The organism is Rhodococcus sp. YL-1 (assembly GCF_001942025.1).
Lineage (GTDB): Bacteria > Actinomycetota > Actinomycetes > Mycobacteriales > Mycobacteriaceae > Rhodococcus_F > Rhodococcus_F qingshengii.
This window is the reverse complement of record NZ_CP017299.1, coordinates 221,352-242,210: the sequence shown is the minus strand read 5'-3', so window position 1 is coordinate 242,210 and position 20,859 is coordinate 221,352. Positions and strand designations below refer to the sequence as shown.

Genomic DNA, 20,859 nt, shown 5'->3' with positions numbered 1-20,859 from the left:
CGGAAGCCGAGGGTTGGATGCGTCACCAGGGCCGATGCGGCAAGTCAGGACGTTGCAAGACCGATTAGACCGGAAGCACTCGGTGCACCGCTCGACTCGAATTCGATCACGATCGGTTCGTCGACGGGGAAGTGTGCGGGAAGTAGAAGTAGTCCCTCCGACGCGCAGCGTTCGAGAAGTTCGCGGCGGGTGACCCTCGCGATCTCGGGATCCGCGTCGCCGCCCTGGCTGAGGTCCGGGTACAGAAACTGGATCGGATGGTGGATCACATCGCCGGAGATGACGGCGCCGCCGTCGGCAGTGCGAATCTCGATCACGATATGGCCCGGCGTGTGGCCGGGCGCGCTGCGAACGACGACGCGTGTGCCTTCGGACTCGACCAGGACGTGGCCGTCGTCGACCGCCTCCCACTTCGCCCCGTCCAGAACGGGACGGACGCTGTCCTCGAAGGTCTGCGCCAGATCCGAGACCACTCCTTCGTGCGGACCGTCGGCGGCGAGTTGTTGGAGCGCGGCCAGTTCGGTGCGATCGAAAATGTAGGTCGCGCGGGGGAAGGTAGGCCGCCAGGTTTCGGCGTCGAGGGCGGTGTTCCAGCCACAGTGGTCAGGGTGCAGATGTGTGCTGACCACCAGATCGACGTCGTCGACGGACACACCGGTGGCTGCGAAGCGTGAGAGGTAGTCGGTGCCGAACATGTGATGCGGCAAGAGGTTCGGCCGGTGCTTGCTGTTTCCGTTGCCGGTGTCGACGACGACGGCCTTGCCGCCGATCTCCACCAGGTAGGTGTGGATGGCAAGCACGAGGTCACCACTACCCTCGTCGAAGAACTCCGGTGTCAGCCGCGCCGACGCTTCACTGATCTCGGCCTCACTCGCCTGGGGAAAGAGCTCTCGCGGCGGAAACGGCCAGTGCGCCAGCTCTGTCAGTTGGGTGACGCGCGCCGACCCGACGTCGATGGTGAAGCTCATCAGTGTTTGCCTTCCGAACAGCTCGATACCGCTTGTGGGCACACACAAAGGCACCCACCGAAATGCTCGGTGGGTGCCTGGTCGGTGTCAATGGTTTTCGACGCCGGTGATCAAAGACTCTTCGCGATGATGCCCTTCATCACTTCGTTGGCGCCGGCGTAGATCTTCTGGACGCGGGAGTCCTCGTACATGCGCGCGATCGGGTATTCACGCATGTAACCGTATCCGCCGTAGAGCTGCACGCACCGGTCGACGACGGCGCATTGCTGCTCGGTGAGCCAGTACTTGACCATCGCGGCGTCTGCGCCGTCCAGCTCGCCGTAGAGGTGATCCTCGATGCAGTTGTCGAGGAAGACACGGCAGGTGCGTGCGATCGTCTGGCACTCGGCCAGCTCGAAGGCGGTGTTCTGGAACTCGAAGAGGCTGTGCCCGAACGCTTGACGCGCCTTGGTGTATGCAACGGTCTCCTCGACTGCACGCTCGATGGTGCCGATGGCCTGCGCGCCGATGATGAGGCGTTCCTGCACCAGCTGCGCCATCAACTGACCGAAGCCGAGCCCCTCGGACTCACCGAGGAGGTTCGAGACGGGAACGCGAACGTCGGTGAAGGACAGCTCCGACGTATCTGCGCCGTGCTGACCGACCTTGTCGAGCACGCGGCCGACCGCAAAGCCTTCGCAGTCACGAAGATCCACGATCAGGAGCGAGACACCCTTGGCGCCCGCCTTGGGGTCGGTCTTGACGGCAAGCACGATCATGTCTGCGCTGCCACCATTGGTGATGAAGGTCTTCGACCCGTTCACGACGTAGTGGTCACCGTCACGGATCGCGGAGGTGGTGATTGCCTTGAGGTCGGAACCTGTTCCGGGCTCGGTCATTCCGATGGCGCCGAGGATTTCGCCCGTCGCCATACCTGGCAGCCAGGCCTTCTTCTGCTCTTCGCTTCCGTATTCGAGCACGTAGTGGGCGACGATGCCACTGTGCACGGAGTTACCGAGCGCATAGTCACCGCAGTAGCCCTGCGCCTCGAAGACAGCGAGATCGTGCGCGAAAGTTCCACCGCCCCCGCCGTATTCCTCGGGAATCGAGCAGCACAGCAGGCCGAGCTTGCCGGCTTCGAGCCACACGGACCGGTCGACGCGATGCTGAGCGTCCCACTGCTCACGCTTGGCGATCAGTTCACGATCGAAGAAACCACGGGCCAGTTCGGCTACCGCGGTGATCTCGTCGTCGTGCCACGACGGCTTGCGCTTGGTCGCCATGATCAGACCCGCTTCAGCAGGGCAGCGAGTGCCTGACCGCCGCCGATGCACATGGTGACGATGCCGAATTCGAGGTCGCGGCGGACCATGTCGCGGGCCGCACGCAGGGTCAGGATGGCTCCGGTGGCGCCGACCGGGTGTCCGAGGGCGATCGCTCCGCCGTACGGGTTGGTCTTCTCCGGATCCAGGCCACTGTCACGGATGACGGCGATGGCCTGCGAAGCGAACGCCTCGTTGACCTCGGCGGTGCCGATGTCGGACGGCTTCAATCCTGTTTGCGCAAAGAGCTTTTCGAGAGCGAGCACGGGAGCGTAGCCCATCAGACCGGGCTCCATGGCTGCCGTCGTGACGGTTTCGAGCGTGACCAGTCCGGTGAGACCGCGCTTGGCTGCCTCGGTGCCCGTCGCGAGGACGAGTGCGCCGGCGCCGTCGTTGATCCCCGACGCGTTACCGGCGGTGACGGATCCGCCCTCTTCGAATGCGGGGCGCAGCTTGGCGAGGGTTTCGACGGTGGTTCCGGGCTTGGGATGCTCGTCCTCGGTGACGGTGACGGAGCGCCGACCACCGGTCTCGACGGGAGTGATTTCCTCGGCGAATGCCGCCTTCGCTGCGTCGGTAGCGGCGCGGCGCTGAGATTCGACGGCGAACTCGTCCTGCTGCTCGCGACTGACGCCGTACTTACGGGCGACGGCTTCGGCAGTGCGGCCCATGTGAGCCTTGCTGAACGGGTCGGTGAGCATCGCGACGGTGCCGTCGACGAGGCTGCGATCGCCGAGCTTGTAGCCCGAGCGGGCGGCGAAGTCGTAGAAGGGCATGCGAGACATGCTCTCGTCACCGCCGGCGAGCGTGATGGCAGCTGCGCCCCATCGCATCTGCATCGCCGCAGACCACACAGCCTGCAGGCCGCTGCCACAGAGGCGGTTGACGGTGTAGGCGGGGACGTTCTCGGGCAGTCCGGCGGCGATGCCGACGCGGCGTGCGTTGTAGGCGTCCGGGCCGACCTGGCCGATGCAGCCCATGACGACCTCGTCGATGTCTTCGGGCGCAACGCCGGCGCGGCTCAGCGCGGCCTTGGCTGCTGCGGCGCCCAGCTCGTGTGCGGGTACGTCCTTGAAGACGCCGCCGAAGCTACCGACGGGGGTCCTGGCCCCGTCGACGATGACGATCGGTTCGGGTGTGGTCATGATTGTCCCCATCTGCTGTGCTCACGTCGATTTCTCTGTCCGTGGCCGATACTAGGACATCTAAGTATCTCGCAGATGGGGACGTTGGTGTCAGGGTGTGGGAGCGCTCTCGGCGACGGGCACGACCTCGGCGTCGGTGTCTTTGTGGTTCCGGTAGCGGTAGAGCCCGATACCCACGAGGATCGCTGCAAGTCCCAGGGACACGATCATCTGGCTGCGCGTCGAGTCCAGGGTGAGCATGCCGATGCAGAGCGCGATGATGGCGGCGATCGTGGCGTAGGTCAGGTACGGGAAGAACCACATCTTGAGTTCCAGCTCCTGGCCCGAAGCTTCGAGCTTGCGGCGGGTGCGCAGCTGGGACACCGAGATGACCAGCCAGACGAACAGCGCGATCGCACCGGAGGAGTTGACCAGGAACAGGAAGACCTTGTCCGGGGAGAGGTAGTTCATGCCGACGGTGAGGAAGCCGACGATCGTCGAGACCAGGACAGCGCGCATCGGGACGCCGGTCTTCTCGATACGTGAGAGCGACTTGGGGGCGTCGCCGCGGCCGGCGAGGGAGAAGATCATGCGGCTCGCGGTGTAGAGACCCGAGTTGAGGCAGGACAGAACCGACGTGAGGACGACGACGTCCATGATGTTGCCCGCGGCCGGAATGCCGTAGGAGTCCATGACGGCGACGTACGGGCTGAGTGCAACCGACGCGCTGTCCCAGGGAAGCAGAGTGACGACCACCGCGATCGAGCCGATGTAGAAGATGAGAATTCGCCAGACGACGGATTTGACGGCTGCGCGAACAGCTTCGAGCGGGTTGGCCGATTCACCGGCTGCGATCGTGGCGATTTCGGCCCCGAAGAACGAGAACACGACCACAAGGACTGCGGCGAGCATCGCTCCTGTTCCGTTCGGCAGGAAGCCGCCGTGACCGGTCAGGTTTGTCATTCCGGGTGCTTCGACGCCGGGCATCCATCCGCAGATCGCCACGATGCCCATGCCGAGGAACGCGATGATGGCGACGACCTTGATGGAGGCGAACCAGAACTCGAACTCGCCGAACGACTTGACCGAGATGATGTTGGTCAGCGTCAGCACGATCATCAGAATCAATGCCCAGGTCCACTGGGGAACCCCCGGAACCCAGCGATTCATGATGAGGGCACCGGCGGTGGCCTCGATGCCGAGCACGATGATCCAGAACCACGCGTACAGCCAGCCGATCGAGAAGCCCGCCCAGCGGCCGATGGCCTTGTCGGCGTACGAGGAGAACGAGCCGGTTTCCGGCGACGCTGCCGACATCTCACCGAGCATGCGCATCACGAGGATGACGACGACGCCGGCAAGCGCGTAGGAAATCAGGACACCGGGTCCCGTCTCCTGGATCGCCACACCGGAGCCGACGAACAGTCCGGCGCCGATGACGCCTGCGATCGCAATCATCGACAGATGCCGCTTCTTCAGCGTGTGCTGAAGTGCCGGCTGGTCTGTACTGGACATCAGTACTCCTTGTGGGCTGTTCGGAACGTGGATCTCGGTGGCGCTCTATCCGGAGCGCATTTTCGATAGCGCCAGTGTCGGACCTTCGGCAAGCTCGCGTCAGGCTCCACTTTGTACAAACGTGACCGCAGGCACTACAAAGTGGCGAGTTCGAGGTGTCAGACTGGACTCATGCCCATCACGCTCCGCCAGCTTTGTGCGACCGAACAGTTCGGCCTTCGCGTCCTGGCTGGGCACGACCAGCTCGATCGCACCCTGACCTGGGCACATGTCTCCGAACTTCCCGACCCGACGCCCTTCCTCGACGGCGGTGAACTACTACTCATCACCGGGGTGTCACTACCGACGACGGCCGCGGAAACGACCCGATTCGTACGGACCCTGGTGGCGGCCGGAATTGCCGGAATCGGTTTCGGAACCGGCCTCGGATACGAGCAGGCGCCACAGACTCTGGTGGATGCGGCCACCCGTTTCAGTGTGCCCCTTCTCGACGTCCCATTGCGAACACCTTTCATCGCCCTGACCAAAGCGGTGTCGAAGGCGCAATCCGACGACGACATGAAAGCGCTGCGCAGCAATTACCAGAGCCTGCGGCGACTGCTTCAAGCTGCGGTGACGGTCAACGGCACCCGGGCAGTCGTACGACGGGTGGCGGAATTGATCGGCGGATGGGCGGCTCTGCTGGACTCGGCCGGACATACCGTCGAGATCTCACACACCGCCGCGGCCGCCGGAATCGAGCGAACTGCCCCCGAGCGCGACGCCCGTCCGATGGAAGTCAGTTTCCTCACGAGTGAGAACGAGGACGTCATCTCCCATCCGCTGCTGACGTCGAGGGGAAAGCTGATGGGGTACCTCGTCGCCGGCTGCCCCGGCGCCGTCGGTTCACTGAATCAGGGCATCGTCATCGCAGCCGCGTCTCTGCTCACGTTGATGACGGCTCGAACCCGAGACGCACAGCTGACGATGAACCACCTTCGTACCGTTGCGATGCATCAGCTGTTCGAGGGACAGAATGCGCTCGCCCGCAACATCTCCGGGGAACTGTGGGGAGGATTTCCGGTCGAGCCTTTCCAGGTCTTCCACGTAGCGGGCCCGAGTGGCCTGCTCGAGAGCGTGTCCGTCTCACTGCTCGATGGTCTCAGCCGCGATCTGGCGTTCGGCATCACCGACGGTGCACTGATTGCCGTCGTCTCGGCTACCGACAGCGGGCGAATCCTCGCCCGTGTCAACGAAATCGACGTCACCGTCGGCGTGTCGGACATGCTGTGGTGGGACGATCTCTCGCGCGCCAGACGCCAAGCCGCGCAGGCAGCAGCCGAGGCCGGTGCCCGCAACCTGCCTTCGATGCGGTTCGCCGAACTCTCGGAGAGCGGATTGTCCGCATTTCTCGACCAGGATCGCTCGACGGCATTCGCGGCGGCACACTTGCGCCCGCTTCTGGAAGCGAAGGGCGGTAGCGATCTCTACCGGACCTTGGCCATGTGGTTGGCACACAACGGGGTGGGCGACGCCGCAGCCACAGCGCTGAATATTCATCGGCATACGTTGCGCAGCAGACTCGCTCGGATCGAGAGCCTTCTCCAGCTCGACCTCGGCTCCCCCACGGAACGTGCAGAGTTGTGGCTCGAGTACCGCCTGCTCGGCGACGCCCCGACCATCTGACCGACAACCAACGAACCCTGAACGACCTGAAGGGCCTCCGCCGGGTTACGGCAGAGACCCTTCAGAGTCGATACGTGCGAGTCGCTACCGACCGACCTTCCCCTAGCTTCCGCCCGTCGGTATCCACTCGCGGAGCACGTTGGCATCAACTACCTGCGCGCCCAAAACCTTTGTCCAGATGATGGTTCCGTTTTCGTAGACACGGAAAGTGCCTGCTTCGGAGGGCAACTGCATCTCCGGGCCGGCAGGAGCACCGAGAGAGCCGCTTTCACCGCCGAGCTCCCGATACTTCTTCTCGATCTGCGTCTCCGTAACCGTACCCGATGGATCGTCGGATGGCGAATTGGATTCCGGCACTGTCGATTCCGAATCCGGTGCCACTACCACACCCGCACCGTCACCGATGGTGAACCAGTCGGATTTCAGGCCGAGTTTCTGGCGGAACTGAATTCCGGTGGCGCCAACAGTTGCATCTGTTCCGACTACCTCGACTGCCGTCACTCGCCCGCCGTCGGTACCGAATCCGTTGCGCGAGAGAATCTTGAGCGATTGCAGCTCACCCACATCGAAGGCGTCCGCAATCTGCCCTGCGGTCAGATTCACTGTCCAGTCATGATTCGGAGAAAGGGCGTCACCGAGATCCTCGACGGCCGGGAATTCACCGCCGGAGCTGTAACCTCCTGTGGACGAGGAGAATTCGGTGGCAACGATCTTGCCGTCACGCGACAGAACGGCGCCGGCGGTGGACCGGACGGCTTCGGTGGTGCGGGGATCTTCCTTGCCCGCTCCGCCGTAGACCTGGCAGTCCTGAGTGTCGCAGGTGTCGGCGTACGAGCTGCGATGCTCGGTCGCAGCGTACGAGCGTGCTGCCACGGCTTGCGCCCGTAGCGCTTCGGCCCCACCGGAATCGGCCCATTCGGCCTTCGCTTCGACCGGCACCACGCCGAGCAGGTAGTCCTCCATGTCGAGGAGATTGACTGTCCGAGCCGAGCCGTTGTCGAGCACTACGCCGAGGGCGCCTCGATAGGGCGCGTCGTTGTTGCACAGCTTCAGGAACTGGTCGGCGGGTCGATCAGGACCGAGGTCCACCGGGTCCACCCACGGATGGTCGGTGACCGCTTCCCAGACAACCCCGCCACCGCACCCGCTGGTGACCACTACCTGCGCACCGCCACCGGGCAGTGCAGTGAGATGGGCAGCCTCGCCGGGCGCGGTGCGCTGACCGTTGACCACGAGGCCGGCGTCGGAGTAGACGTCGAGCGTCGAGTTGTCCTGGGCCGTGAGCCGCACACTCATCTGGGCAGGCGGCATCGAGTCCAGGACGGTTCCCCCGTAGTAGTGACTGAGGATTCGCTCGCCGGACCAGCCGTCGTTCTTGGCGTAGCCGTAAGCGCCCCACTGGCCCATTCCACGGCCATGTCCGTTGCCGTGCCCGGAGAGCGTGAATTGCGTGTCGGCAGCGACGGCGTGCAGGATCGACGGCTCGTCAGCGCGGATTTGCGTGAAACCTCCGATCGCGACGCCGAGCGCAAGAGCCGGAACGAGACCGAGGACCGAGATCCGCATCAGCGAGGTTCGCCTCCCGGGTCCGCCCACCAGAAAGCGACCTGCGCGACCGGACACAGGCTTCTTACCTGCAGTTCCGCTTCTTCCGCTTCTCGCCATCAATGCTCTCCTCATCGCTACCGGCCTCACGAGTCCGCGAAGTCGGTACTTCGCGCGCAGGCCAGTCCACAACGATTTAACTAAAGTCTCACCCTAAGGTTGAGCGTTATGGACTTTTGTGACTAGTGTGGCAAGAGTGTTTGGAGTTAGCAACACCAGTCACACGAGTCACATCAGCATCACGAGTTGCAGACGTACGCGTCCGAAAACTGGAGTTCAACCCCAGAACATGGCATCCGACCTGCTCGGATCCGGTTTTGAAGGATTCCGTTCACGGCCGTCATCGGCCCTGAAGTTCGCTCGCAAGTAACTACAACCGAGGAGTAATCCCTTGCCACACCGTCGACCGAAGCCCTCGCTCGTACTCGGGGCTGTAGCCGCAGTGGCTGTCGCAAGTCCTTTTGCGGTCTACGGCTTCACGAGCACTACGTCCGATGTACGTTCCGCGAACGAGACGACGTCAGTAGCAGTGCCGACCCAGATCGCAGAGGTGCTCCTCGCGTCGGTGCCCGACATCATCATTCCGGTCAAGGAGCTGACCGGTCTCGATCTCCCCGACATCAACCTCGGTGATCTGAGAAACCTCAAGCTCCCGACCGAAATCCCGCTACCTCCAGGGATCACGCTGCCGACCGAGCTGTTCCCGGCACCCGCTGCTCCCGGCGCCCCGACCGAAACCGCTCCGGTTCCTTCCGAGGAAGAGCCAGGTGCCGTGGTCAAGGAAGTCACCCGCGACACTCCGTTCAGCATGGTCGCGTTGACCTCGGACACCATCGCCTCGGCGCAGTCCAAGGTCCGCGCCCTGGCCGAAGACGGCACCTGGGGCCCGTGGTTCACCCCTGACGCCATCGACTCCGCCAGCTCGGATCAGGCCACCAACGCCGGTACCGCCACCGAACCGGTCTTCGTCGGCGCCACCAAGTCCATCCAGATCCTCACGCCGCAGGGTGCCGCTGCTCCCGCAGCCGAGGTTGTGCCGGCCCCGGCTCCGGAAGCTGCCCCCGCGCCCGCTCCGGAAGCTGCCCCCGCTGAAGCACCCGCAGCCACCGGCGAACTCGGGTACACACCCGCTTCGGTGTCCAAGCCGCTTCGCCAGGTGACGACGGCAGCAGATGCCGTCACCGCCGTGTTGATCGACCCGGGTGCCAGCGAGGCAGACAGCAATCTGCAGGCCGTCGCAGCGCCGCTCGGCGGCAGCGGACCGTCCGTCATCACCCGTGCTCAGTGGGGAGCAGACGAGTCACTTCGCTGCGACTCCCCCACCTACGACGACTTCATCGGTGGCGCGACCGTTCACCACACCGCAGGTAGCAACAACTACACGAAGGCCGAATCGGCCGGCATCGTCCGCTCGATCTACGCCTACCACGCACAGACGCTCGGCTGGTGCGACGTCGGATACAACGTCCTCGTCGACAAGTACGGTCAGACCTTCGAAGGCCGCGCAGGCGGACTCGACAAGGCAGTTCAGGGTGCACACGCGGGTGGATTCAACGAGAACACCACCGGTATCGCGATGATGGGCGACTACTCCACCGTCGAGCCTTCGCAGGCGACGCTCAACGCCGTCGGCAAGTTCCTCGGTTGGAAGCTCGGCATGGCCGGACTCGATCCCAAGGGCCGAACGACGATGTACTCCGAGGGCACCGAGTTCACGCCGTACCCGCAGGGCGCAGCAGTCGATCTGCCGATCATCTTCGCCCACCGCGACGTCGGAAACACCGCGTGCCCGGGTGATGCCGCATACGCGCACATGAACGACATCCGGAACATCGCGGCCGCGAACATCGGGGGAACGTTGAACCCCTCGAACCCTTCCAATCCGTCGACGCCTGCGCCCAAGCCGACCACTCCGGTCGACACGGTCACCGGTGGCACCGGTTCGTCGATCCCGGATCTGGTCACCCAGATTCTGCAGATCACCGACAATTCACCGCTCGCGCAGAAGTGGATCGCCGAAGGTGGCGAGATCGGACGCCTCGGCCAGGCACTGTCCGGAATTCTGCAGGCGAAGCTCGGCAACCAGGGTGCGCTGTTCCAGAACGGCGCTGTCTACACCTCGCCGAACGGCGGAGTGTTCACCGTGCTCGGCGAGATCTTCAAGTCGTGGCAGAGTTTCGGTTCCGACGCGGGTGAACTGGGATTGCCGATCTCGGACGAGTACTCGATCCCGGACGGCCTGCGAAGCGACTTCGAGAACGGTTCGCTGATCTTCAACCAGATCACCGGCATGGTCACGAAGGTCCTCAAGACCTACAACGAGACCTTTGCCCAGGAAATGGCCAACAGCGCGCCTGTCGGCTGACACTCGAGCAAGACACGTCCTCGGGCGCTGGTGGGTTCTACGACCACCAGCGCTCGAGGACTTTTGCAACCCCGTGTGCCGAATTGGTGTCGGTGACCTCGTCGGCTGCGGCTTTGGCTTCGGGGTGAGCGTTGCCCATGGCAACGCCGAGGCGTGCCATCCCCAGCATCGGGATGTCGTTGGGCATGTCCCCGAAGGCCACCAGACCCGACAGGTCGAAGCCGAACCTCTCCGCGGCAGCAACCAGGCCCGACGCCTTCGTGATTCCCGGCGCCGAGAGTTCGATCAGTCCGTTCTCGGTGGAGTACGTCATGTCGGCGAGCGCACCGACGTGCGGAGCGAGCGTGTCGTACATCGCCGTGCTGGTCATGCCTGGACGGCGAATCAGGAGTTTGACGGCCGGCGCCGCAAGCACTTCGTCCTCGGACATCTCGGTGTTGTCCGGGTTGAGCCAGGCGTGTTCGTAATCTGGTGAGCTGACGAACTGTGGGGTGGCGGCGTCATGTGCGCTCTCCCCTACTCGTTCCGCGGCCAAACCTGCGCCCGGGAGTGCAACCAGTGCCAGCTCGGAGAGTTCGGTGAGTGCGTCGACCGACAAGGTCGCGGCGCTGAGGACGCGGTCGGCGTAGCTGTCGTAGACAACGGCTCCATTGGCGCAGACGGCGAGTGGCGCGTATCCCAAGCCCTCGACGACGGGCGAAATCCATCGCGGAGGACGCCCGGTTGCCAGCAGGAACGGCGTGCCGGATTCGACGACGGCATGCACGGCGGCGCGGGTGCGGGCACTGACCAACTCGTCGTGATCGATGAGGGTGCCGTCGACATCGGTCGCAACCAAGGTTGGGCGGTCAGGGCTGATACGACGGTCTGGGCTCACACCGCCATTGTGCCTGCCCGGTACGACGGTCTCGCTCAGCGCGCCCGCTTCGCGCGTTCCTGTGCGTCCATGGCCGCAGCTTCCTCCGGCGTCGGTGCGCCACCGCCGAGTCGACGAGGCACCCAGTACGCCCCGGGCTCGTGCACGAACCCGTCCTGCACGTGGCGCAGGATTGCATCCATCTCGATGCGCAGAATCTCGCTCAACGCTTCGGCGGGCTCGACCGGATCGATCGGTGCACCCACCTCCACCGAGATCGGGAAATGATTGCGGCCCAGATTTTTCGGTCCGCCCTTGGTGACGATCCGCTGGGCGCCCCAGACGATCAGCGGAATTATCGGAACGCCGGCGTCGATGGCCATCCGAGCTGCTCCGGATTTCATTTCCTTGATCTCGAAGCTCCGGCTGATCGTCGCCTCCGGGTAGACGCCCACCAGTTCGCCCCGTTTCAGGGCGTCGACTCCGGCTCGATACGCCTGCGCTCCGGCAGCGCGATCGACTTCGATGACACCGCATCCACGCATGAGGAAGCCGAGGACCTTGTTGTCCGCCAACTCGGCCTTTGCCATCACCCTGAGCTTGCGTTTCGCGGTACCGACCGCCAGGGCCGCCGGTATGAAATCGAGGTAGCTCGTGTGGTTGATCGCGATGACGGCACCGCCGGACACCGGGACGTGCTCCGTCCCGGTGCGGGTGACTTTCACGCCCTGGAAACCGCTCAGACCACGCGCGACTACCTCGACAGCGGTGTAAACGGGTTCGAAGGACATCGGTCAGCCTTCGGACTTCCGCGCCTCGCGAGCCTTGGCTTTCGCCTCGGCCTCATCGGCATCCATCTTGTCGGCCTGCTCGAGCGTCGGCGCGCTGCCACCGAGGCGAGCCGGCACCCAGTACTCGCCGGCGGGATGGTCGTAGTTCTTCTGCAGATCGAGCAGCAACTCCTGCATCGTCGACCGCAGCTTCGCCGTCAGCTCACTCGCCGGCTCGAAAGGTGCAATCGGCTCGCCGACGGCAATGGAGATGGGAGTGTTGGTGCGGCCCAAACGCTTCGGATAACCCTTCGTCCACACGCGCTGAGCGCCCCAAATGACGACGGGAACGATCGGGACGCCCGCCTCGATCGCCATCCGAGCGGCGCCGGACTTGAATTCCTTGATCTCGAAGCTCCGACTGATCGTGGCTTCGGGGTACACGCCCACCAATTCGCCGCGCTTCAGGAAATCTACGGCCGCCTTGTAGGAGTCGGCGCCCGCGCCGCGGTCGACCGGGATGTGCTTGAGGGCCCGCATGATCGGTCCGGAGATCTTGTTGTCGAAGACCTCTTTCTTGGCCATGAACCGGATGTAGCGCTTCGGGGTCCGTGCCGGCAGTCCCGCATACGTGAAGTCCATGTACCCGGTGTGGTTGATCGCGATCACGGCGCCACCGGACGCCGGGATGTTCTGCTCTCCCTTGACGGAGAACTTCAGGCCCTCGAAAGCGAAGACGGTACGGGCGATGCCGATGACTGTTCTGTAAACGGGATCCACAGTTCGCTAGCGTAGACGGGAATCCGTGATCTGACCCGCAGCAGTTCTGGGGTGGATGTTGGTCAGAATGTCGCAAAAGGGGCGTACGAACGAATGAAGTCGGCAGGACGAGCGGCAGTGGGGGCAGTCGCACTCGCCATGACGTTGGCGATAACCGCATGTGAGGACGACGGACGGACGGGAATCCTGACGGACGAACCGTCTCCGCCGACGACTGAAACCACGACGACAACCACTCTCGCACCCACGACGACAATTGCGCCCGCTGCGCCGGTCGCGCCACCTCCGGTTGGTGACGTGCCCGGCAATCCGGCTGCTGCGCCGGCCTTGGCAGCTTGGGCAACGGACCTGGTGTCCTTGGACGTGGACGCGCTCACGAACGCATGCTGGACGATGCCGCCCACAACGATCGCCGACCGATACTCGGATGTTCCCGCCATCTTGACGGCCATCGCCGCACCAGGCGTCGACGGCCAGTACGCGGTCACCTGGAGCGGCGGCGGACTCTCCGTCGCCGCCAAGCGCTCGGAGATCGCTTCCGGCTATGCGTGCCCGTTCGTCTTCCCTGCGGGGCAATCAAACTTCTACACCGCGGCCGACGCTTCCCACGCCGTCGTCAGGTTTCTCTCACGCGCCACGGGACGGCCGGTCAATACCCGCGACGTCGAGACGTTCTATCCACTGATCTGCCCCGGCAACAGCCCGTGGGATCCGGACGGCACCGGCGCAACCGGCCAGCCGCCTCTCAAGCTCGATCCGAATCAGCTGGCCGGTATCAAGTCTTTCGACGCCGACGCTGCAACAGTCAGTCCGGTTCGCGGCGACTACGTCCGTGTCACCCTGCCCGTCAGCGACGGAACCGGTAACTCGCGCTCGATGCAGTTCACCCTGTCGATCGGCCCCGAGGGATATTGCCTCGGGGCCGCGACCTGAACTGCTTCGGTCAGGAACCGAAGGGAAGGAAATCGCTCGAGCCAGCGCTGCCTGAACCGAGGCTGCCCGTGCCACCACCGGTTGCAGCCTTGACCTGAATTGCGTGGGCCGTCGAGGTGGAGCCTGTGAATCCGGCTGCGCCACTGTAGATTGCCGAAATCGAATGCGTGCCGGTTGTGGTGAAGGTGTGGTTCAGCGCCGCGATCCCGTTGACCACTGCAACAGCGTCACCGATCGGAGTATCCCCATCCATGAACTGCACCGTTCCACCGTTCTGCACCGAACTGACAGTCGCCGACAGGGTCACCGACTTGTTCACCACGGCATCACCAGGCACCGTCACCACAGTCTCCGTGGTGACATCCGAAGGCGCAGGGTCCGTTACATTCACCGTCCGCGCCTGGGCCGAGGATCCGACTACACCGGCTCCTCCCGAATAGACCGCAGTGATGCTGTGCGCACCCGCAGAGGTAAACGAATGCGTCAGGCCGGCAGCGCCGACCGTAACCGCTTCAGGACCGCCGATCGCGACCCCACCGTCGTAGAACTGCACGGTTCCGACGCCGACAGCATCATCCGACGACGTTCGGACGTTTGCCCACAAGTCGGTCGCCACACCAGTTTTGGCGTCGGTCGGAATATTCAGTTCGACGACGGATTCCTGGTCGGCAACACTGACCTGAACTGACTTCGCACTCGCAACCGAGTTCTTGAATCCGGCACCAGCCGTGAAATCCGCGGTAATGCTCTGCGCGCCAGCGGCATCGAAGGAATGCGAGAGCGTCGCGGTCCCACCGGAAACCGTTACCGGGGAACCGATCGCCGCACCGTTCGACTTGAACTGCACCGAACCCACAACGTTGTTCGGAGCCACGGTAGCGGTCAGATCTACCGCCGTACCCGTAACCGCCGTAGCCGGAACCGAGAGCGACGTCGTCGTCTCGACATCCACTGGAGCCGGATCAGAGACCGTCACCGTGTGAGCCGACGCCGACGAACTCACAAACCCTGCACCGGCAGTGAAGTCAGCCGTAACACTCTGAGCACCAGCAGTATCGAAGGAATGCGAGAGCGTCGCAACACCCGACGTGACTGCCACCGGAGTGCCGATCGCAGTGCCATTCGACTTGAACTGCACCGTACCGACAGCATTGTTCGGAGCAACCGTCGCGGTCAGATCAACAGCCGTGCCCGTGATGGCAGTCGCGGGAACCGACAACGACGTCGTCGTCACCACATCCACCGGAGCCGGATCCGACACCGTCACCGCCTGAGCAGGCGCCGACGAGCTGACAAACCCTGCACCGGCAGTGAAGTCAGCCGTAACACTTTGTGCACCAGCAGTATCGAATGCATGCGACAGCGTCGCGACACCTGACGCAACTGCAACCGGTGAACCGATCGCAGTGTTGTTCGACTTGAACTGCACCGTGCCGACAGCGTTGTTCGGAGCGACGGTAGCGGTCAGATCTACGGCCGTACCCGTGATGGCAGTCGCCGGAATCGACAGCGACGTCGTCGTCACCACATCCACCGGAGCCGGATCAGACACCGTCACCGTCTGAGCAGGCGCCGACGAACTCACAAACCCTGCACCAGCAGTGAAGTCAGCCGTAACACTCTGAGCACCAGCAGCATCGAACGAATGGCTCAATGTCGCAACACCCGCGGAGACTGTCACCGGCGAGCCGATCGCCGCACCGTTCGACTTGAACTGCACCGAACCCACAGCATTGTTCGGAGCAACCGTCGCGGTCAGATCAACAGTCGTACCCGTGATGGCAGTCGCCGGAATCGACAACGACGTCGTCGTCTCCACATCCACCGGAGCCGGATCAGACACCGTCACCGTCTGAGCAGGCGCCGACGAACTCACAAAGCCAGCACCGGCGGTGAAGTCAGCCGTAACACTCTGAGCACCAGCAGCATCGAACGAATGGCTCAATGTCGCAACACCCGCGGAGACTGTCACCGGTGAACCGATTGAAGTGCCGTTCGACTTGAACTGCACCGTGCCGACAGCGTTGTTCGGAGCGACGGTAGCGGTCAGATCTACGGCCGTACCCGTGACCGCCGTAGCCGGAACTTGAAGCGTTGTAGTCGTACTCAGCGCTGAGCTCGAGATCTCGATGGTCTGAGCTTGCGCGGTCGAACCACCAAAACCTGCAGTACCTGAGTAGACCGCAGTGATCGAGTGTGATCCCGTCGTGGTGAACGTGTGATCCAGGGTCGCCGCTCCGCCAGTCACCGCGATCGGTCCGCCGATGTCGATGCCACCGTCCTTGAACTGGACCGTTCCGCCGTTAGCTGCCGGTGAGATGTTTGCGGTCAGCGCGACCGAGGTCTGCTCGACGGCACTACTCGGGACTGTCAACGACGCAGTCGTCTGTACATCGGCAGCGGCCACGCTCACTGTGCGTGCTGGTGACGTGGATGTCAGAAACTCGAGAACACCGTCGTATACAGCGGTGATGGAGTGATCGCCTGCCGCGGTGAATGTATGTGGCAGTGTGGCAACGCCATTGACGACGGCCACCGGGGCGCCGATGTCAGTTCCGCCATCCTTGAACTGAACGGTGCCGCCTGTCGGTGCCGGGGAGACCTGCGCAACCAAATCGGTCGACTGACCGACCGTTGCAGCCGCGCCGGATGTCACTGTGGTCGAGGTCGCCGCCTGCGAGACGACGTTGACGGTGGCCAATGTCTGACCACCCGCATTCAACCCACCACTACTCGAATCGCGCGGAGAGCAGTTGTAGCGCTCCCAGTACCCCGGCCAAAGGGTCTCGTACTGCAAGAACGTGAACGCATTCTTCGGCGAATTGAACGCACCCGAATCACCATCTGTGGCACGCAACTTCGGCTGCACCGTACTACCCGCGGCACCGGCAACCACCGTCACGTCGATCGCGGGCAACCGGAAGGTCTTCCCTGCCCCTACCTCGATTCCACCGTCACTGTTCTTGCTCGTGCTCGGGCCGTTACCGCCCTTGTTGTTCGAGTCAGCAGTCTGATTGTTCCCCGAAATACGCAGATGCGTACCCGCGCCATCCGGCGAACCGCCGTCGTTGATCCGAATCACCGACGGAGTTACACCGGACAAATTCGACGAAGTACCTGCCACGACCTGAGCATCCACCAACGACACCCCTGCAGGTATATCGAAGTCGTACTTGAGCCGCGTCCATTTACCGACACTGCGGCCTGCATGCCCACCCGTCGGCACCGACATCACGTTCGGCTGAACCCGATAGGTGAACGTCGACCCCGCCACCACCTTCTCCGGTGCAGACACCGTCACACCCGTCGAATGAAACACATCCGCGATATCAACAGCCAGATGTTCATAACCATCGCAACCCAGCTTGAACCCGATCGAGTTCTCCACCGCGGGAGATGACGTCGGAGCTGCCGAAGCAACGCCACCTGCCACCAGCACGCCACCGACCAACGCCGCCACCACGACCGCGGAACTTCTTCTCACCAACACGAACTCTCCTCAGCTAGCAACAGACGTGGATCGGGAACCGCACGGAAGGAGGTCACTCGAACAGAGCGGAAATCGGAATGGAGCTGGACGCTCGTACAGTACCCGTCAAAAGTAGTACTTGTATCAGTTCTTTCAGACAAATATTCACGAATTGCCAATAGTTCAGCTAACGACCAATCCGCGATTCCCGAAGAGCAATGCCCCCTTGCACCTATGGGCGCAAGGGGGCATCACATCATCGGAGAATCATGAACCGAACGGCAGCGACAGCGAACCGAGCGAACCGGAGCCACCACCCCCGTTACCGACGTTCACAACCGATGCAGTCGACGTGGAACCCGTGACGCCCTGGGCTCCGCTGTAGACCGCGGTGATCGAATGGTTGCCGGTCGTGGTGAAGGTGTGGCTCAGCACGGCCTGCCCACCGACAACATCAACGGCAGTTCCGATCGGAGTCGTTCCGTCGAAGAACTGGACGGTTCCCGACGTCGCGCCGGAAGAACTGACCACAGCCTTCAGCTGCACCGCCGTGCCGACCTTTGCCGAGGACGGAGCCGTCAACGACGTAGAGCTTTCGACATCCGACGGGGTCGGAACCGTGACATTGACGTCGACAGACTCCGCAGTGGACGACGTGAACACACCGGATCCACTGAATACAGCCGAGACTGCAAAGGTGCCTTCTGCTCCGAAGACGTGCGGGAGCTTGGCAACTCCGTCAACAACCGCGACCGGGGCGCCCAGATCGACTCCACCGATCTTGAACTGGACCGTTCCGCCGGAAGGCACCAGGGCGTCCGAGGGATCTTCGGACACTGTCGCGAAGAGATCAACAGGCAGTCCGACCTTGGCTTCACCCTGAACACTCAGCACCGTCTTTGTCGCCTTGTCGACCGGAGCCGGATCAGACACCGTCACCGTCTGAGCAGGCGCCGACGAACTCACGAAGCCAGCACCGGCGGTGAAGTCAGCCGTAACGCTTTGAGCACCAGCAACATCGAACGAATGCGAGAGCGTCGCAACACCCGACGTGACTGTCACCGGTGAACCAATGGCCGTGCCGTTCGACTTGAACTGCACCGTACCGACAGCGTTGTTCGGAGCAACCGTCGCGGTCAGATCAACCGCGCTGCCCGTGATCGCCGTCGCCGGAACCGACAACGACGTCGTCGTTTCCACATCCACCGGAGCCGGATCAGAAACGGTCACCGTCTGAGCCGACGCCGACGAACTCACAAACCCTGCACCAGCAGTGAAGTCAGCCGTAACGCTTTGAGCGCCAGCAGCATCGAACGCATGGCTCAATGTCGCAACACCACCAGTCACCGTGACCGGAGTGCCGATTGCAGTGCCGTTCGACTTGAACTGCACCGTACCGACAGCGTTGTTCGGAGCAACCGTCGCGGTCAGATCAACCGCCGTACCCGTGATCGCCGTCGCCGGAACCGAGAGTGACGTCGTGGTCTCGACATCCACCGGAGCCGGATCAGAAACGGTCACCGTCTGAGCCGATGCCGACGAACTCACAAACCCTGCACCAGCAGTGAAGTCAGCCGTAACGCTTTGAGCGCCAGCAGCATCGAACGCGTGCGACAGAGTCGCAACACCGCCAGTCACCGTGACCGGGGAGCCGATTGCCGTGCCGTTCGACTTGAACTGCACCGTGCCGACAGCGTTGTTCGGAGCAACCGTCGCGCTCAGATCAACAGCGGTACCCGTGACGGCAGTCGCCGGAACCGACAACGACGTCGTCGTCTCGACATCCACCGGAGCCGGATCAGAAACGGTCACCGTCTGAGCAGGCGCCGACGAGCTGACGAACCCTGCACCAGCGGTGAAGTCAGCCGTAACGCTTTGAGCGCCAGCAGCATCGAACGCGTGCGACAGAGTCGCAACACCGCCAGTCACCGTGACCGGGGAGCCGATTGCCGTGCCGTTCGACTTGAACTGCACCGTACCGACAGCAGTATTCGGAGCAACCGTCGCCGTCAGATTAACCGCCGTACCCGTGACGGCAGTCGCCGGAACCGACAACGACGTCGTCGTCTCCACATCCACCGGAGCCGGATCAGAAACGGTCACCGTCTGAGCAGGCGCCGACGAACTCACAAACCCTGCACCAGCAGTGAAGTCAGCCGTAACACTCTGTGCACCAGCAGCATCGAACGCGTGCGACAGAGTCGCAACACCGCCACTCACCGTCACCGGTGAGCCGATCGCCGTGCCGTTCGACTTGAACTGCACCGTGCCGACAGCATTGTTCGGAGCAACCGTCGCCGTCAGATCAACCGCCGTACCTGTGATGGCAGTAGCCGGAACCGAGAGTGACGTCGTGGTCTCGACATCCACCGGAGCCGAAGCAATGCTGATCGTCGCGAGTGGACCTGCACCAGCGTTGAGAGCGCTACCCTTCGCATCTCGAGGCGTGCATCTGGTCGGAGCCCATTGCGTGCCGAGGAGACTCGCTTTCGCAAGCTGTGTATTGAAATTTTTGTCGTTGCCGTATGTAGCAGCGTCACCGGCAGTTCTGACCTTCGGCTGAATCACACCGGATGCGCCGGCGATCATCGTAATATCGATTGCAGGCATCCTGAACCAACTGTCACCGTTGGTGTTGGTGCTCCCGTCGAGGTTCTTTTTCGTCTTGGGTGCGCGGATCCCACCCTCACTGTTCGTGCTGGTACTGGGACTGTTTCCGATCACCTCGTTGTTACCCGAGATTCGGAGATATGGACCCGCCGCGTCAGGGCTTCCAGCCTCGTTGATGCGGATGACACTGGGAGCGACGTTCTCCAAGTTGAACGAGGTTCCGGGCACGATCGCCGCACTGATGAAGGTGGCATTTGCCGGGACATCGAAATCGTTCTTCAAGCGCGACAAATTGGTTGTTGTGGCGCCCGAATCCGAGTTCGGAAAAGACTGTCCATTGGATTGCATTCGGATAGTGAAGGTTTCACCCGGAGCAACTGATGTGGGGGCATCCACGGTGACAAAACTCGTAGTTACTTTGTCGACAGTGATGAGTGCTTTCGCCTGGCATGAGGTAGAGAAGTTGAATTGGCTTTGAACTGCTGAGGCTGGGGACCCGACCAGCAGCATTCCGGCGACCATGGCGGTTCCGGTTATGGGCACGGCGAATCGCCGCAACTGAGAGATTTGGGGCATGGGCACTTCCTTCGGAAGGGCAAACATGAGCAGTGGATTCGGACAAAACGTGTGCGCGCCGTCACAACATAACGAAAAAACTAGTACGTGTACTACTTTTGGCAAGACACTTGTCCAATTCACCCCGGACTCACCCTCGTATCACCAGACGCGAGATGGAAAAGCAGGGTATGGAAACTCGATTGAACGCAAAACTATCGCCAAAGCGGCCCATCGACAACGCTTTTGGTGGTCACCGCGCCAATCGGCGGGAAAAATTTGATATTTCGTCAGTTCAGAAAAAGTTCCAAACCTACCAGTACGAAAGTACGAAAAGGGCCGC

13 protein-coding genes are annotated in these 20,859 nt (G+C 62.8%); 3 read left to right on the top strand and 10 right to left on the bottom strand.

All coding sequences use genetic code 11. The annotated features are described in order from the left end of the window. Positions 1-44: 44 nt before the first annotated feature. From BH682_RS01155 to BH682_RS01140, 4 genes are all read right to left on the bottom strand, one after another. Positions 45-968 carry an MBL fold metallo-hydrolase gene (locus tag BH682_RS01155; protein WP_064687987.1) on the bottom strand — a complete coding sequence of 308 codons (924 nt, stop codon included), beginning with the start codon at positions 966-968 and terminating at the stop codon, positions 45-47. 110 nt (positions 969-1,078) lie between these two features. Continuing rightward, a complete protein-coding gene (locus tag BH682_RS01150) occupies positions 1,079-2,230 on the bottom strand; it encodes an acyl-CoA dehydrogenase family protein (RefSeq protein WP_075831798.1) in 1,152 nt (383 codons plus the stop codon). 2 nt (positions 2,231-2,232) lie between these two features. Further along, positions 2,233-3,414, bottom strand: a complete 1,182-nt coding sequence (locus BH682_RS01145; RefSeq protein WP_007731825.1) for a thiolase family protein — start codon at positions 3,412-3,414, stop codon at positions 2,233-2,235. A 90-nt stretch (positions 3,415-3,504) separates the two neighbouring features. Then, entirely contained in the window at positions 3,505-4,908 is a 1,404-nt protein-coding gene (locus BH682_RS01140) for an amino acid permease (protein ID WP_007731826.1), read from the bottom strand. A 171-nt stretch (positions 4,909-5,079) separates the two neighbouring features. Here BH682_RS01140 and BH682_RS01135 point away from each other — a divergent pair, with 171 nt between their 5' ends. After that, a complete protein-coding gene (locus BH682_RS01135; RefSeq protein ID WP_003943944.1) occupies positions 5,080-6,573 on the top strand; it encodes a PucR family transcriptional regulator in 1,494 nt (497 codons plus the stop codon). A gap of 102 nt (positions 6,574-6,675) precedes the next feature. On the opposite strand, the gene BH682_RS01130 is transcribed toward BH682_RS01135, so the two are convergent. After that, positions 6,676-8,238, bottom strand: a complete 1,563-nt coding sequence (locus BH682_RS01130) for a SpoIID/LytB domain-containing protein (RefSeq protein WP_030535824.1) — start codon at positions 8,236-8,238, stop codon at positions 6,676-6,678. Between the two features lie 331 nt (positions 8,239-8,569). Between BH682_RS01130 and BH682_RS01125 the strand changes: the two genes are divergently transcribed. Next, positions 8,570-10,543: an N-acetylmuramoyl-L-alanine amidase gene (locus BH682_RS01125; RefSeq protein ID WP_064073596.1), complete on the top strand. Its 1,974-nt coding sequence runs from the start codon at positions 8,570-8,572 to the stop codon at positions 10,541-10,543. A gap of 37 nt (positions 10,544-10,580) precedes the next feature. Here the strand turns inward: BH682_RS01125 and BH682_RS01120 are convergent, their stop codons facing one another. Genes BH682_RS01120 through BH682_RS01110 form a run of 3 tightly spaced genes read right to left on the bottom strand, consistent with a single transcriptional unit; the run spans position 10,581 to position 12,949 of the window. After that, positions 10,581-11,402 (bottom strand): Cof-type HAD-IIB family hydrolase, encoded by an 822-nt coding sequence (locus tag BH682_RS01120; RefSeq protein WP_037131235.1) that lies wholly within the window; start codon positions 11,400-11,402, stop codon positions 10,581-10,583. Between the two features lie 53 nt (positions 11,403-11,455). Then, positions 11,456-12,190, bottom strand: coding sequence for a lysophospholipid acyltransferase family protein (locus BH682_RS01115; protein ID WP_075831796.1), 735 nt, complete (start codon positions 12,188-12,190; stop codon positions 11,456-11,458). Positions 12,191-12,193: 3 nt separating this feature from the next. Beyond that, positions 12,194-12,949: a lysophospholipid acyltransferase family protein gene (locus BH682_RS01110; protein WP_003943903.1), complete on the bottom strand. Its 756-nt coding sequence runs from the start codon at positions 12,947-12,949 to the stop codon at positions 12,194-12,196. Between the two features lie 93 nt (positions 12,950-13,042). Here BH682_RS01110 and BH682_RS01105 point away from each other — a divergent pair, with 93 nt between their 5' ends. After that, positions 13,043-13,882, top strand: a complete 840-nt coding sequence (locus tag BH682_RS01105; protein ID WP_075831794.1) for a hypothetical protein — start codon at positions 13,043-13,045, stop codon at positions 13,880-13,882. Positions 13,883-13,892: 10 nt separating this feature from the next. On the opposite strand, the gene BH682_RS35645 is transcribed toward BH682_RS01105, so the two are convergent. Both BH682_RS35645 and BH682_RS01085 read right to left on the bottom strand, forming a co-directional pair. Continuing rightward, entirely contained in the window at positions 13,893-17,366 is a 3,474-nt protein-coding gene (locus BH682_RS35645; protein WP_157127646.1) for a beta strand repeat-containing protein, read from the bottom strand. Between the two features lie 252 nt (positions 17,367-17,618). Continuing rightward, positions 17,619-20,537 (bottom strand): Ig-like domain-containing protein, encoded by a 2,919-nt coding sequence (locus tag BH682_RS01085; protein ID WP_198174631.1) that lies wholly within the window; start codon positions 20,535-20,537, stop codon positions 17,619-17,621. Positions 20,538-20,859: the final 322 nt, after the last annotated feature.